At 63.4% G+C, this 14,708-nt stretch carries 10 protein-coding genes; 1 reads left to right on the top strand and 9 read right to left on the bottom strand.

Annotated elements, in window-relative coordinates; all coding sequences use genetic code 11:
- Nucleotides 1–89: 89 nt before the first annotated feature.
- The 9 genes from AC1RUK_RS07835 to AC1RUK_RS07795 form a co-directional block, all read right to left on the bottom strand.
- Nucleotides 90–2,651: a GcvT family protein gene (locus AC1RUK_RS07835; protein ID WP_481836074.1), complete on the bottom strand. Its 2,562-nt coding sequence runs from the start codon at nucleotides 2,649–2,651 to the stop codon at nucleotides 90–92.
- Nucleotides 2,652–2,963: 312 nt separating this feature from the next.
- Nucleotides 2,964–4,190 carry a hypothetical protein gene (locus AC1RUK_RS07830; protein ID WP_481836075.1) on the bottom strand — a complete coding sequence of 409 codons (1,227 nt, stop codon included), beginning with the start codon at nucleotides 4,188–4,190 and terminating at the stop codon, nucleotides 2,964–2,966.
- A gap of 8 nt (nucleotides 4,191–4,198) precedes the next feature.
- The gene (locus AC1RUK_RS07825) at nucleotides 4,199–5,671 is read right to left on the bottom strand and encodes an aspartate aminotransferase family protein (RefSeq protein WP_481836076.1); all 1,473 of its coding nucleotides are present in this window, start codon (nucleotides 5,669–5,671) and stop codon (nucleotides 4,199–4,201) included.
- 29 nt (nucleotides 5,672–5,700) lie between these two features.
- Nucleotides 5,701–6,708: an NAD-dependent epimerase/dehydratase family protein gene (locus AC1RUK_RS07820; RefSeq protein ID WP_481840214.1), complete on the bottom strand. Its 1,008-nt coding sequence runs from the start codon at nucleotides 6,706–6,708 to the stop codon at nucleotides 5,701–5,703.
- On the bottom strand, nucleotides 6,705–7,136 hold the full coding sequence (locus AC1RUK_RS07815; protein WP_481836078.1) for an EamA family transporter: 432 nt from the start codon (nucleotides 7,134–7,136) through the stop codon (nucleotides 6,705–6,707). The genes AC1RUK_RS07820 and AC1RUK_RS07815 overlap by 4 nt, the downstream gene beginning before the upstream one ends.
- Nucleotides 7,137–7,258: 122 nt before the next feature.
- The gene (locus tag AC1RUK_RS07810) at nucleotides 7,259–8,611 is read right to left on the bottom strand and encodes an FAD-binding oxidoreductase (RefSeq protein WP_481836079.1); all 1,353 of its coding nucleotides are present in this window, start codon (nucleotides 8,609–8,611) and stop codon (nucleotides 7,259–7,261) included.
- 2 nt (nucleotides 8,612–8,613) lie between these two features.
- Complete coding sequence (locus tag AC1RUK_RS07805) at nucleotides 8,614–10,047, bottom strand: UbiA family prenyltransferase (RefSeq protein WP_481836080.1); 1,434 nt, start codon at nucleotides 10,045–10,047, stop codon at nucleotides 8,614–8,616.
- Nucleotides 10,048–10,293: 246 nt separating this feature from the next.
- Nucleotides 10,294–10,557, bottom strand: coding sequence for a hypothetical protein (locus tag AC1RUK_RS07800; RefSeq protein WP_481836081.1), 264 nt, complete (start codon nucleotides 10,555–10,557; stop codon nucleotides 10,294–10,296).
- Nucleotides 10,558–10,729: 172 nt separating this feature from the next.
- Nucleotides 10,730–13,213 carry a mechanosensitive ion channel family protein gene (locus AC1RUK_RS07795; protein WP_481836082.1) on the bottom strand — a complete coding sequence of 828 codons (2,484 nt, stop codon included), beginning with the start codon at nucleotides 13,211–13,213 and terminating at the stop codon, nucleotides 10,730–10,732.
- 230 nt (nucleotides 13,214–13,443) lie between these two features.
- Here AC1RUK_RS07795 and AC1RUK_RS07790 point away from each other — a divergent pair, with 230 nt between their 5' ends.
- Nucleotides 13,444–14,703 (top strand): sarcosine oxidase subunit beta, encoded by a 1,260-nt coding sequence (locus AC1RUK_RS07790; RefSeq protein ID WP_436172284.1) that lies wholly within the window; start codon nucleotides 13,444–13,446, stop codon nucleotides 14,701–14,703.
- The last annotated feature ends 5 nt before the right edge of the window (nucleotides 14,704–14,708 follow it).

Below are 14,708 nucleotides of genomic sequence, written 5' to 3'. Positions count from 1 at the left end.
AGCAAAAAGCCCGGCCGAATGCCGGGCTTTGCACTCATGTTCTTTGCGTTCGCCGTATGCCGCCGCTATCGCCGCGCGTCGGCAACAAATCAGCTGCGCGGCTTGAGGTTCTCCGGGTCGTAGAGGGGCTTGTAGCCGACGGAAGCGACCTCGACCGGATAGGTCTCGCCGAAATACTCGACTTTGAGCTTGCGACCTTCCTGGCAATACGTCCATGGCAAATAGGCGAGCGCTATGTTCTTGCCGATCGTCGGGCCATAGGCGATCGATGTGGTGAAGGACCGGCGGCCCACCTCGTCGACGAGCGTCTCGCCTGTGTCCGGGTCCATCACCGGCAGGGTCCCCACGGGATAGCGGGCAACGCCCCTGGAATCGGTATTATCCGTCATCACCAGCGTGCACAGCATGGCCGGCTGATGCGCGCGGGCGCGATACTCCACATGCTTGGCTTTGCCGCTGAAATCATTCTCCTTGACCTTGGGACGGGCAAGGTCGGCTTCCAGCAGATTGTACTCGGTCAGAAGATCGGCGTTCTGCAGCCGCAGGCTCTTTTCCATGCGGCGGGTGTTGGCGTAGGTCTCGACGCCGAAGGGCATGACGCCGGTCGAGCGCAGCGCGTCCCAGACGGCGAGCCCGTCCTCGTAGCGCATATGCAACTCCCAGCCCTGCTCGCCGACATAGGAGATGCGGAAGGCGGTGACGTCCTTGCCCCCGATTTTGACCGGCTTGATCGCGGCGAAGGGGAAATTTTCGATCGAGAGCCCGTCCGGATTCTCGACCACCTTCTGCAGGGTCGCCCGCGCGTTCGGGCCCCAGATGCCGATGGTGACGAATTTTTCCGTCACGTCGGTGATGGTGACATCAAAGCCCTTATCCTGCGCGGTGCGGCGCATATACTGGAAGTCGCGCGGCCCGGCGTCGGCTCCGTCGATCACGCGGCAGCGGGCGGCCATGCGGATCACCGTGAAGTCGGCCCGCACCATGCCTTCCTCGTCGAGGAAGTGGGTATAGATGCCTTTGCCGATGTTGTTGTCGCCGCCGACCTTGGCCGCGCACAGCCACTCAAGCAGCGCGACATGGTCCGGACCTTCGACGTCGTACATGGAGAAATGCGACAGGTTGACGATGCCGCAATCCTCGCTCATCGCGAGATGCTCGGCATTGGAGACGCGCCAGAAATGGCGGTTGTCCCACTCGTCCTGGCGCACCGGAACGCGGTTGCCATACTTCTCCAGAAGATGCTCGTTGGCGGCATAGCCATGGGCGCGCTCCCAGCCGCCGAGCTCCATGAAGTAGCCGCCGAGTTCCTTCTCGCGCTCCCAGAACGGCGAGCGGCGGATGTTACGGCCCTTGGAGAAGGGTTCGCGCGGATGCACCGCCGGATTGTAGACCTTCATCGCCGTCTCGGTGCAGCGGTCCCAGATGAACTGCTCTTTCATCTGGTGCGGATAGAAGCGCGAATAGTCGATGGCGTGGTGGTCTATCGACGTGCGGCCGTCGGTCATCCAGTCGGCGATCAGCTTGCCCATGCCCGGGCCGTCCTTGACCCAGATGGCGACGGCATACCAGAGGCCCCTCACGTTCTGGCTCTCGCCCATCGACGGGCCGCCATCGGTCGTCACCTGCAGCAGGCCGTTGAAGGAATGGCTTTCATTGTAGCCGAGTTCGCCGAGGATCGGCGTCAGCTCCATGGCGCGTTCGAGCGGCGCCAGGATCTGCTCCATGTCGAGGTCGCGCTGCGAGGGCGACAGCCGCGCCTGGTCCTTCTCCAGCAGGTCGCGCGGATGGCAAAGGCGCGGATTGGTCTCTTCGTAGTAGCCCCACTCGATCTGTCCGCCTTCGGCGGTCTTGGGGTCACCGGTGTCGCGCATATAGGCCGAATTGCCCTGGTCGCGCAGCAGCGGCCAGCCGATCTCCTTGCCGGTGCCGGCAAATTCCGTGTACGGGCCGAAGAAGGTCAGCGGATGGTCGATCGGCATCACCGGCAGGTCCTCGCCCACCATTTCCGCGGTCAGCCGGCCCCATATGCCGGTGCAGACGACGACATAGTCGGCCATGATCGTGCCGCGGTCGGTCACCACGCCCTTGATGCGGCCATTCTCGACAATGAGCGACCTGGCCGAGGTGTTGGCGGACGCCTTGAGCTTGCCGGACGCTTCCGCCTGGTCGACCAGCTTGCCGGCCACCGTCTGCGAGCGCGGGATGACCAGGCCGGCATCGGGGTCCCACAGGCCGCCCTGCACCATCTCTTCCTCGATCAGCGGGAACTTCTGCTTGATCTCGGCCGGCTCGATCAGCCGGGCGCGGGTACCGAAGGCCTTGGCCGAAGCGATCTTGCGTTTGATCTCGGCCATGCGGCCGTCGTCACCGACGCGGGCGACCTCGAGACCGCCGATGCGGGCGTAATGGCCCATCTTCTCGTAGAAATCGATCGAGTAGAGCGTCGTCCAGCAGGACAGGAAGTCATGGCTGGTCGTGTAGCAGAAGTCGGAGGCGTGCGCCGTCGAACCGATGTCGGTCGGAATGCCGGATTTGTCGATGCCGACAATATCGCTCCAGCCGCGCTCGATCAGGTGATGGGCCACCGATGCGCCCACGATCCCGCCCAGCCCGACGATGACGACCTTCGCCTTTTCCGGAAACCCTGCCATTGCCCGCGACTCCAAGATGACATGCGGGCGCGCCGGCGCCCGTTCGATTGGCGCACAATATGCAGAGGACGGCGGTTGAGCTACCGCCTGTTTGCGACACGCCGCAGGTACGGCGCGACCCAGCCCACAAGCTCGCTGTCAGAGGCTTCGCAGGCACCGACATTGACCGTCTGGAACGGTCTGCCGCCTCAGAAGCGCGCCTTCAGCGCCACCTTGGCCAGGAACTTCGTGCCGCGCAGCGACGGTCCGCGATCGAGAAGCCCAGCGGGCAAGCCGAGCGACAAAGCGTGCTGTCCAGGCTGGACATCGAACCTATGGCTTGTCTCCGGGAATTGCGTGGAGCGCAGCGCGGCGAGGACTTGCCGATGCCCACAATGCCATCAGCGGGGCGGCAAGCAGCAGATAGGGTGGCAGCAGATTGGGGAAATAGATACGCGTGTCGTGGATCGGGAAGACCGCGAACTTCGCCAGCACGCCGAGCACCAGTGCCGCGAGCAGGATGCCGGCGCGACGGTCGAGCCGGAAACCGGCACGGCCCAGCCCATACCATCCGGCCAGGGCCAGCACCGAGACGCCGACCCAGCTGTTCATGTTGACGGCGCGAAGCAGTGAGGCGGCGAACGCCTTGAGATAGGCGGCGAGCGAAAATGGCGGCTCGAAACCGTCCATATTGTAGTGCTGCTCTATGCTGGAGAACCACAGATGCGGCCACCAGCCGGGATGATGAGCCCAGTGCGAGATGGCGAAATAGGCGACGAAAGAGACGGCAAAGCCGGCCAGCGCCCCCCACGCCTTCTGCCGGAACGCGACCAGCAGCACGGCGAAAATGGCAAGGAAAACGATATTGTCCGGCCGCGCCATGAAGGCGAGGAAGAGCAGGATTGCGGTTGCCGCCTCGCGTCCCCGCACATAGGCAAGCAGCCCGCCGAGGAACAGCGCCGAGCAGAGCAGGTCCGGCGTCAATGCCCGCGCCGCATCGCCGAATTCGGCCATGATCAGCACCGCGCCGACCACCGGCGCCAGTGCCAGCGCGCGTTCAGCGCGCAACCAGAGCAGCGCAACAGTGCCAAACAACAGCACCGAGAATACCTGTAGCACCCGCATCGCCTCGACCGGCGGCATGACCGAGCTCATGGTCGACAGGATTTCGGCATAGAGGAACTTGATCCGGTACATGCCGAGCAGCGAATGGAAATCGGCGGCGTTCTCCGCCATGTGGCTGCGGTAGCCGCCGCCATCATCGATCAGCATCTTGTAGTCGGCCGCCGAGACGCCGGCCTTGACCGTCCTGTAGGCATAGTCGTGCAAGGCCTGCGGGTCGGGATAGTTGCCTTCCTCGGCGATCGCCAGATAGGGCAGCATGTCCCAGTTGGCGTCGGGCATGATCCACGCCATCATCGCCGTCAGCAGGATGTAAAGCGAAAAGGCAACGGCCCCAATGCGTGCTGCGAACCGTGCATAGGTCCCCTCGCCCCACGCCAGACCGGCTTCGGTGAGCCGGTCGAGCGGGTTGTTCGGAACGGGCGACTTGGTCAGCATTGTCGAACTCAGCGAACCTGGCTTTTGACGAAATCCTTGACGATCGACACGATGCCGCGCGACAGCAGGCTGTCGAAGGCATCGACGAAACGATCGACATGCTCGCGCTGGCAGATCAGCGGTGGCTCGAGACGGATGACGTTGCGGTTGTATTCGGTGAAGGCGACGAGCACGTCATAGTCACGCAGCAGCAGCGCACCGACGAAGCCGGACAGCGAACCCTTCAGCTTGTCGTCGAGCACGCTGACGACAGGCCGCAGCACCATCGGCAAGGTCTGCGAGAAGTCGTGGAACTCAAGCCCGAGCATGAGGCCCTTGCCGCGCACGTCCTTGATGATCTTCGGATATTTCTCCTTCAGCGCCTGCAGCCGCTGCAGCAGATAATCGCCGGTGGCGGCGGCATTATCGATCAGCCCCTCGTCATAGAGCACGTTCAGCGCCTCGATCGAGGTGACGCAGGCCTCGCCCATGCCACCGAAGGTGGCCATGGCATGGATCATCGCCGTCTTGGGCGTGCCATAGGCCTTCATGTAGATCTCGCGCCGGGCAATCATGGCGCCGACCGCCGCCTTGCCGCCGCCGAGCGACTTGGCCAGCGCCGTCACGTCGGGAATGACGCCGTAGTGCTCGAAGGCATAGAAGCGCCCCGAGCGGCCATAGCCGCACTGGACCTCGTCGGCGACCCACAGCACGCCATACTGGTCGCACAGCGCTCGCAGCTTCTGCCAGTATTCGGCCGGCGCCTGGATGATGCCGCCGCCGCCCTGGATGGTCTCGAGCACGATGACGCCGATCTCGGGATCGCTGCGGAAGGCACGCTCGACCGCCTCGATGTCGGCAAAGGGGATACGGACCGTGTTGTCCGCCATCTTGAACTCGGCGCGGTAGAGCTGGCCGTCGGTGATGCCCAGCACACCCTTGGTCTTGCCGTGGAAGGAATTCTCGGCATAGACGACCTTCGGCCGCTTCGGACCGGCGGCGCGCTCGGCGAGCTTGACCGCCGCCTCCATCGCTTCCGAGCCGGACGAGCCGAGGAACACCATGTCGAGGTCGCCGGGCGAGCATTTGGCGATGTTGTGCGCCAGTGCCGCCGCATATTGCGACATGAAGGCGATGGCGATTTCCTGGCGCTTTTCCTCCTGGAATTCGCGGCGCGCTTCGAGGATGCGCGGATGGTTGTGGCCAAAGGCCAGCGAGCCGAAGCCGCCGAAGAAATCGAGGATCTTACGGCCGTTCTGGTCGATGTAGAACATGCCTTCGGCACGCTCGATCTTGATCTTGTGGAAGCCGAGCAGCTTCATGAAATGCAGCTGGCCCGGATTGAGATGCGCCTTGAACAGGTCGGTCATCCGCGCCACGTCCATCGTCTTCGCCTGCTCGACGCTGATCAGGTCGGGCTTGGCGATGGTGGCGGGCGACAGCGATGGCGCGGCGACCATTGTGCGCGCGTTCGTGTGCTCGGGTTTGGCCATGACGGTCATCTCAAAAATCCTCTGTTCGGCGGGGCCCGTTATTCGGCAGGCACATGGCTGGCGGCGACGGCGTGGCCGTCCTTCTTGGCGCGGTATTCGCCGTAGGCGGCGATCAGCATGTCCTCGTCGCGATATTGCGGCACCCAGCCGAGCTGGCGCCCGGCCTTTGACACGTCGAGCACGCATTCCTCGTCGGCGATGAGGTACTGTTCAGGATCCATGATCGGCAGGTTCATGAGGTCGAGCAGGTCTAGCGTGCGCTTGACGGCCCACCCCGGTGTCGGGATCAGCAGCGATTTAGACCCGGCATGCTTGATCAGGTCGCCGAGCAATTTCTTCACCGACGGCGGGTTGAGCGAACCCAGATTATAGGCCTCGTTCGGCACGCCGGCCTTCCAGGCGGCGCGCGCCGCTTCGGCGCAATCGAACACCGAAATGAACTGATAGGGGTTCCTGCCCGAGCCGATCATCGGCACCGGAAAATTCCAGTCGATCAGCTTGAACAGTTTTTCGAGGATGCCGAGTTGGCCGGGGCCGATGATAAGGCGCGGCCTGAACAAGGAGATCGACATGCCGCGCTTGCGCCATGCGGCCGCCAGTTCCTCGGTCCTCTGCTTCGACCAGCCATATTCACCGAGCGGCGCGACCGGGTGCTCCTCGGTCATCGGCATCGTCACCGTATGGCCGTAGATCATGTCGGTCGTGTAGTGGACCAGCTTTGCGGCACCGGCCTTGTCCATCGCCTGCATGATGTGCTCGGTGCCGTGGAAATTCACCGGAAAGAAGAAATCGTGGCGCTTGGCGCGCACCTGGATCGGCGACAGCATTTTCGCCGAGAGGTTGTAGACCATGTCGTCGCCCTTGAGGCCGACCGCGGCAACCGAGGCCGGATCGGTGACGTCGCATTTGACGAAACGGACCAAACGGTAGTGCGGCAGGTCGCTCTTGACGATGTCGGCGACGACCACCTCCTCGCCGTCGGCCACGAGCTTGGGAGCAAGATGACGGCCGACGAAACCGTCGCCGCCGAAAATCACATGTCTCATCGAACGATCTCGCTGTGAATCTTGTCGGACGAAAGGGAAGCCGTTTCCTCCTCATGCCCGCGCCCACTCTGCGCGATCAGCACCGTGCCGACGCAGATGCAGGCGATGCCGGCAATGCGCCAGCCATTGAGGTCTTCGCGGAAGACGAAATAGGCGAAGATCGCGACCGCGACATAGGCAAGGCTGAGGAACGGATAGGCGAAGCTAAGCTCGACCTTGGACAGCACATAGAGGTGCGAGGCCATCGAGATGACGAAGGTGCACAGCCCAAAGAATACCCAGGGGCTGAAGACAATCTGCAGCAGCTTCAAAAGCGGATTGGTGCCTTCGAACGAAATCGGCCCGAGCGACATCATGCCTTGCTTCAGCATCAGCTGCGCCGCGGCATTGGTCATGACCGTAAAGAGAATGAAGACGATGTATTTCATGGTTGCCACCCGCCCTGCAGCGGTCCTACTACAAACCTGCAAAGATTTCGTGAAGTCGCGAGAAAGTTTTGAGTAAATATTGGCATTTACGTTTCATTTACCAAGATTTATTCAAGTTATATTTATTCCGCCGCCTCGACCGTTCCTCGCCGCGCATCCAGTTGCTTCGCCGTCCGCGCCCAGAAATCGGACATGAAGGCAGGGTCGCGGAGCGCTTCCAGCCGCTGCCATTCCGGGAACGACGCCGCGAAGGTCTCGGCGCCCATCCGGGCATCCTTGTAAGGATTGACCGCGCCGCCCGCCTCGATGGTGATACGGTCGAGTTCCCTGAGCAGATTCAGCGTCTTTTCACCCCGGTTGGGGAAATCCAGCGTCAGCGTATAGCCCGGACGAGGGAACGAAAGCAGCGCCGGCGAGCGGACAGCGCCGAAGCGCTTTAGCACGGTGAGGAACGATCCCTGCCCGGCCAGTCTCGCTGCCTCCAGCAGCGCCGGCACGGCTTGGCGGGCAACGTCTTCCGGCACCACGCTCTGATGCTGGAACAGCCCTTTCGGACCATAGAGCCGGTTCCAGTCTCCGACGCCGTCGAGCGGAAAGAAAAAGCCCTGGTAGCCGACCTGGCGCGGCGCCGGCGAGCGGCCCTTTTTCCAGCGATAGGCGGTGTTGAAGGCGGTCAGGAATGGCCGGTTGAGGACATTGAACGGCGGCTGCAACGGCACCGAAAGGCGTCCGCCGGCGCGAGAAGCCTTGTGGGAGCCATGCTCGGCATGGTTGCCGGTGAGCAAGAGGCCGCGCCCTCGGCCATGGCCGCCGGCAAGCTGGTCGATCCAGGCGACGGCATATTCATTGGCCTGGTCGGCGGCTTCCGCCAGGTCGAAGAATTCGCCGAGATCGCGAAACGGCGTCGCCTTCTCGACGATGTCGATCGAAGGCACCCGCATCAGCCGGATCGAGGCCGACAGGATCAGGCCGGTCAGCCCCATGCCGCCGATCGTCGCCTGGAACAGCCTTGCATTGCTTGCGTCCGAGCAGCGGTAGCTGCGCCCGTCGGACCGCAGCAGCGTGAAGGAAGCGACATGGCAGCCGAACGTGCCGCGCCGATGATGGTTCTTGCCATGAACGTCATTGGCAATGGCGCCGCCGAGCGTGACGAACTGCGTGCCGGGCACCACTGCCGGAAAGAAGCCGTAGGGCGCGGCATGGGCGATGATGTCGGACAGGAGCACGCCAGCGCCTGCTTCGAGAACACCGGTCTCGGCATTGAAGGCGCGGATGCGGTTCTGCGGCCGCATGTCGACAACCGAGCCCGTCTCGTTCTGGCAGGAATCGCCATAGGAACGGCCATTGCCATAGCCGAGCAGCGAGCCGTTCTTCGCCGCGCGGCCCTTGAGCAGCGCGATGGCCTCATCAGCCGCAATTGCGCGCGGCGTCGGCGGCGTGGCGCGGCCGAAACTTCCGAAGCGCTCCGCCGCCATCCCTACCAGCCTCCGGCGACCAGCAGCGCCGCACCGATCAGCACCACGATCTGGCTGCGCCAGTCGCGGATGATGAAGACGACAGGATCGTCATGCATTTCGTTGCGGCGGGCGAGGATCCAGACGCGCATGGTGAGATAGAGCACGATCGGCGCCAGCGGCCAGACCAGCCAGGGATGCGGATAGAGTTCGCGCACCGAGACGCTGTCCATATAGAGCGCCAGCACCAGGGCGGAGGAAAAGGCCGAGGCCATGCCGGCCTGGGCGACGATCTCCTGATCTTCGGTGCGGTAGCCACGGCCGGCAATGCGCTCGCCGACCGGAATGGCGGTGGTGCGCAATTCGACATAGCGCTTCACCAGCGCCAGCGACAGGAAGAAGAAGATCGAGAAGGCGAGCAGCCAGAACGAGACGTCGACGCCGGTCGCCGCCGCACCCGCCAGCACACGGATCGAATAGAGGCCGGCTAGCGTCAGCACGTCGACCAGAAGCATGCGTTTGAACGACAGCGAGTAGGCCGTCGTGACGACTATGTAACCGCCGAGCACGCCAAGGAATTCGAGCGACAGAAACAGGCCCGCGGCGATGCCGATCGAGAGCAGCGCCAGGATCGCACCCATGCCGAACGGGATCGACAGCGCGCCGCTGGCGAAAGGCCGGTTGCGCTTGGTCGGATGCCTGCGGTCGAGCGCGAGGTCGAAGAAATCGTTGAGGATGTAGATGGCGGACGCCACCGCGCAGAACGAGACGAACGCCACCGCGCATTCCCAGATCATGTCGATGTTGAAATATTCGTGCGACAGCACCATCGGCACCGCGATCAGCACGTTCTTCAGCCATTGATGCACGCGCAGCATCTTGACGAAGGTCTTGAGGGTCGGCTTCGGCGTCGGCACCATCTCGGCGCCATGGGCGGCCTGCCAGCGCGCGGCGCGACGGTCGGGCGCCACGACGATCGCACTGCGCGCGGCGTCGAACACCCTGACATCGTGCCGGCTGTTGCCGGCATAGTCGAAACCGCCATCGCCATAGGCGGCAACAAGCGAGGCACGCTTCCTGCCTGACGTCATATTGTGCGGACCGTCGGTCGCCAGCACGCGATCGAAAATGCCGAGATGCGCGGCGATCGCCTCGGCGAATTTGCGCGGCGTGCCTGTCGCCAGCACGATCTTGCGTCCTTCGCCATGCTCCTTGCGCAGCCGCTCGAGCAGGACCTCGCGGTAGGGCAGCGAGGCCGGATCGATGTCGATGCGGTCGGCGATGGCCTGTTTCAGCCGTGCCGGGCCGCCGGCCAGCCAGAACGGCACCAGGAAAATATAGAGCGGGTTCTTCTTGAGAAGGATGAACAGGCCTTCCCACAAAAGGTCCGTTGCAATCAGCGTGCCGTCGAGATCGACCGCAAGAGGGATCGCGTTCCTGTCCGACCTCGCGTCCATTTTTTCCTGCCCTGCCTGAAGCGCATGACACCGAATGCCGGTCCGGATGAGGTCATGTGCAGATACACCCGCGCCATGTTTCGGCGTCTTCGTATCGGTAGCGGGAGATGACGTAACGATCGTTAAAACGCCCGGTTGTGGCCGGGCGGCGCGGTGGTATTTCCCGCGTCATTGTTAAACAAGTACTGCCGGAAACAATAAAAGGCCGGGCATTACCCGGCCTTCGCAAGAGATGCTACCGCAAGTTTACTTGATGCGGGCGACGCCGCCCGAGATCTCGACCGTTTCGGAGCCGTTCAGGGCTTCGAGGTCACCATTCGGCAAGGTGACGAAACAGCCGTTCGGGCAGAATTCCACGGTTTCGCCGGCGGCCAGCGCCAGCTCCGTCTTGCCGCCGCCCTCGGTCACGATCAGCGTCCGGGTCTCGGCGTCCTTGTTGACCGCGCTGGCGGCGAAAGCCGAACCGTCCACGGCAAGAAAAGCGATGGCGGCGACGACAGACTTCCACATTTTGCAATATCGGTGTTTCCACACCGCCTCTGGTTGCATTTTGCAAGGCATTCTCGCCCTTTGCATGCGAGCTTATATGACTTGCAAGCTGAACCGCAACTGAATGCCGCATTCATGCCGCAATTGGTTTCGCGGCACGAGAAGGCGGGCTCGTGGGCCGGGATCAATGGGCCTAATCCGGGTCGGGCTTGCGGCTCTTGCGCTTCGACTTCGCCAGGCGCTCCCTCTCGGCCGCGGCTGCGGCTTCCGCCTCCTCGCGCTCGGCGAACTCGGCCTCGGTCTTGTCGTCGTCGATCGGCCACGCCTGGTGCTTCTTGACCTCGGCGCGCGGCGTCGAGGGGATCTCTATATGCTCGCTGTCGAAAGCATCGAGAACCGTGAAGCGAATGTCGTTCTGCACGATGGCGCCGTTGAGCACATCGGCAAGAAAGACCCGGATCTCGAATTCGAGCGCCGCCGCCCCGAAATTGGTGAACAGCACGAACGGCTCCGGATTCTTCAGCACCAGCGGATGGCCGCGCGCGATGTCGAGCAGGAGGGCGTGCACCCGCTTGACGTCGCTGCCATAGGCGACGCCGACCTTGATGTCGACGCGGCCGAGCTTGTTGCGGTGCGTCCAATTGCCGACCGCGTTGTTGATCAGGTTCGAATTGGGCAGGATCACCGACTGCCGCTGGAACGTCTCGATCTCGGTGGCGCGCACGCTGATCTTCTTGACGGTGCCGCTGATTTCGCCGGCAACGATCCAGTCGCCGACCTTGAACGGCCGCTCGGCGAGCAGGATCAGGCCCGAAACGAAATTGGAGACGACATTCTGCAAGCCGAAGCCGATACCCAGGGAAAGCGCACCGGCAACGAGCGCCAGGTTGGACAGGTCGATGCCCGCCGCCGAGACGCCGACGAGTGCTGCGAGTGCGACGCCGGCGTAGCCGACCGCCAGCCGGATCGAGTTGCGCACGCCGGTGTCGACCCGGCCGCGCGCCATCACCGAGCCGTCGAGCCAGCCCTGGAACCAGCGGGTCAGGAAATAGCCGATGACGAAAACGACGATGCCGCTGAGGATGCCAAGGAACGAGATGGTCACCGAACCGATGGAGACGCCGGTCGCCAGCTTGTAGGCCCAGGCCTGGATGTCGCCGGGCTGGAACCCCCACATCAAAAGGATCAGCGGCAGGAACACCAGCACGATCATCAGGTTGATGGCGATGCTGACGACCAGGCCAAGCTGGTCGAGCGCGGTTTCCTCGTAGCTTGAATTGGTGGAAAGCCAGCGCCCGATCGAGGTGCCGGCGAAACCGCCTTCCTCGCCGATCTCTCGTGCCGAAAGAAAGCCGATATAGGCGGTGATCAATATGGTGCCGGTGACCACGACCTGCTGCGCGACGAAAAGGGCGAGGCCGATATAGCCGAACAGCGCCGCCGCGATGGTGAAAAGACCGAGCGCAACGGCAGTGTAGCGCAGCCATGCCGGCCAAGGGCGCCAGCTTTCGTCGCGCCCCTTGAACGGTTTCAGCAACGCCATCAGGATCAGGATAACGCCGAAGATGATCGTGGCGACAAAACTTCTGACGATGGTGACCGACAGCGGCGAGCCCATCTTGTCGTTGACCACCGACAGGAAATTGTTGACGCCGATGACAATCGCCATGGCTGTCGTCAGCCGCACCAGCCAGCGCGCCGGACCGGTCTCGACCGGTATCAAGCGCCAGTTCGGCAGCCGCGGCTCCAACGCCGCATTGGTCAGCCGGTTGACACAGAACACCACCGCGATGACGGCAGCCAGCGCGTTGAGGAAGACGCCGATATCGCCGCGCAACACATTGTAATAGTTGAACAGGAAAACCGTCGAGGCGAGGAAGGCGCCGACGGCCAGCGTCGGCAGCAATGTCGACCAGAACGCCACCGACAACCGGCTGAGATAGGAAGGATCCTCGACCGACGCATCGCCTTCGAAGATGCGCCCGAACAGGCGGCGTCCGCCGACCAGCAGCACCACTGCGAGCGCGAGCGCCATGAAGGTCGCCGCAAGCATCGCCTTGAACTTGAACTTGAAGGCAAAGCCCAGCCAGGACGACACGGCCCTGTAAAGGTTGGCGTATTCGTCCTGGGCGTCGGAAACGACCTGCGGGCTCAGCGCGTCGGAGAGTTCATAGCGTTTGGTCAAAAGGTTGCGGAACAGCTCGCTGCGCATGTTGCCGATCTTGTCGATCAGGCCACTGATGCGGATCGACAGGTTCTGCGCGGAAGCGATGACGGCATTGATCTCGGCCTTTTCCGACGCCAGCGCCTGCCGCTCGCCGGTGACGATGTCGGGCTCTTGCGGCTGCCCCGCGGCCGGCGGCGGCCCCAGCGTCTCGATCCGGTTGTTGATGTCGGTGAGGCGCGAACGGAAGGCCAGCGCGCTGGTCAGCGCTGCCCGAGACATTTCCTCCAGTTGCAGCCGGATCTCCACCAGCGTGGCGTCGTCCTCGCCGTCCTGCTGTATTTTCTTCTCGAGACCGTCGGTCTTGGCGGTCAGGTCCTGGATGGCCTTCTGCTGGTCGGTGATCAAACCGGCCGCGCCCTGGCCGATCGCCTGCGCCATCGCGTCGAACGACGGCGGCGCCGCGACGACAAGCGCAAGGATCAGGATCAGGCGGAGCAATCGAAAAAACATCTGTTGTCTGGCGACTCGCGGCAAAGGCCGGTTCTGAAAACCCATCCTTGATAAAGACGCTGATATGATGGGGCAAGCCATCCCGGGCGGCGCGCTTTCGGAGTCGGCCAGTCGAAAAGCGATGGCGCAATCTTGGCTTTGCGGCAGCGGCCTGCTCTATAGTCTGCCGCATCGCACAAACGGATGGCTGCTGCGCGGCCCATCCGAACCTCATGACAGGCTCCAAAAGAATGGCCGAATACTCCGCCTTTTCGCTCCTCAAGAACGCTTTCACCGGAAACAAGGACTGGAAGCCCGCCTGGCGCAAGCCGGACCCGAAGGCGTCCTACGATGTCATTGTTATCGGCGGTGGCGGGCATGGGCTGTCGACGGCCTACTACCTCGCCAAGGAGCACGGCATCACCAATGTCGCGGTGCTGGAAAAGGGCTGGCTCGGCTCCGGCAATGTCGGCCGCAACACCACGGCGGTCCGCTCCAACTATCTCCTGCCGTCCAACACGCGGTTCTACGAGCACTCGATGAAGATGTGGGAGAATCTCTCGCACGATCTCAACTACAACGTCATGTTCTCGCAGCGCGGCTGCCTGAACCTCGCGCACACCCCCGCCCAGTTCGATGACTATGCCCGCCGCGGCAACGCCATGCGCCATCTCGGCGTCGATGCCGAACTGATGACGGTAGCCGAGATCAAGCGACTGGTGCCGGCGCTGGACGTTTCCGCCTCGGCGCGCTTCCCGATCTTCGGCGGGCTGATGCAGCCGCGCGCCGGCACCGCCCGCCACGACGCCGTCGCCTGGGGCTATGCGCGCGGCGCCGACCGGCGCGGCGTCGACATTATCGAGAACTGCGAGGTCACCGGTTTCCTGCGCGACGGCGACCGCATCACCGGCGTCTCGACGACGCGCGGCGAGATCCGCGCCAAGAAGGTGGCGCTGGCCGTTGCCGGCAGCACCGGGCGGGTGATGCAGCTTGCCGGCATCGACCAAATGCCGATCGAGAGCCATGTGCTGCAGGCCTTCGTGACGGAATCGCTGAAACCGTTCATCGACACGGTGCTGACCTTCGGCATGGGCCATTTCTACATGTCGCAGTCCGACAAGGGCGGCCTCGTCTATGGCGGCGATCTCGACGGCTACAACAGCTATGCTCAGCGCGGCAATCTGCCGATCGTCGACGAAGTGATGAGCGAGATGCTGGCGCTGTTCCCGGGTCTTGCCCGTGTGCGCATGCTGCGCTCTTGGGCCGGCGTCTGCGACATGACGATGGACGGTTCGCCGATCATCACCACCGGCCCGTTGCCCGGCATGTATCTTAACTGCGGCTGGTGCTATGGCGGCTTCAAGGCGACGCCGGCCTCCGGCTGGTGCTTTGCCTGGACCATCGCCAAGGACGAGCCGCACGACTTCAACGCGCCCTTCACGCTCGACCGTTTCCATCGCGGCCTCGTCATCGACGACAAAGGCCAGGGCGCCACCCCTCGGCTGCATTAGGGTCC

The sequence above is a fragment of the Mesorhizobium monacense genome (assembly GCF_056781675.1).
The sequence above is the reverse complement of the archived record's forward strand: the minus strand, read 5'-3'. Positions and strand labels throughout refer to the sequence as shown.

Excerpts from the sequence above, each read along its gene's own strand:
- AC1RUK_RS07835 (WP_481836074.1), bottom strand. The coding sequence starts at position 2,651 with ATGGCAGGGTTTCCGGAAAAGGCGAAGGTCGTCATCGTCGGGCTGGGC.
- AC1RUK_RS07830 (WP_481836075.1), bottom strand. The coding sequence starts at position 4,190 with ATGCTGACCAAGTCGCCCGTTCCGAACAACCCGCTCGACCGGCTCACC.
- AC1RUK_RS07825 (WP_481836076.1), bottom strand. The coding sequence starts at position 5,671 with ATGACCGTCATGGCCAAACCCGAGCACACGAACGCGCGCACAATGGTC.
- AC1RUK_RS07820 (WP_481840214.1), bottom strand. The coding sequence starts at position 6,708 with ATGAGACATGTGATTTTCGGCGGCGACGGTTTCGTCGGCCGTCATCTT.
- AC1RUK_RS07815 (WP_481836078.1), bottom strand. The coding sequence starts at position 7,136 with ATGAAATACATCGTCTTCATTCTCTTTACGGTCATGACCAATGCCGCG.
- AC1RUK_RS07810 (WP_481836079.1), bottom strand. The coding sequence starts at position 8,611 with ATGGCGGCGGAGCGCTTCGGAAGTTTCGGCCGCGCCACGCCGCCGACG.
- AC1RUK_RS07805 (WP_481836080.1), bottom strand. The coding sequence starts at position 10,047 with ATGGACGCGAGGTCGGACAGGAACGCGATCCCTCTTGCGGTCGATCTC.
- AC1RUK_RS07800 (WP_481836081.1), bottom strand. The coding sequence starts at position 10,557 with ATGTGGAAGTCTGTCGTCGCCGCCATCGCTTTTCTTGCCGTGGACGGT.
- AC1RUK_RS07795 (WP_481836082.1), bottom strand. The coding sequence starts at position 13,213 with ATGTTTTTTCGATTGCTCCGCCTGATCCTGATCCTTGCGCTTGTCGTC.
- AC1RUK_RS07790 (WP_436172284.1), top strand. The coding sequence starts at position 13,444 with ATGGCCGAATACTCCGCCTTTTCGCTCCTCAAGAACGCTTTCACCGGA.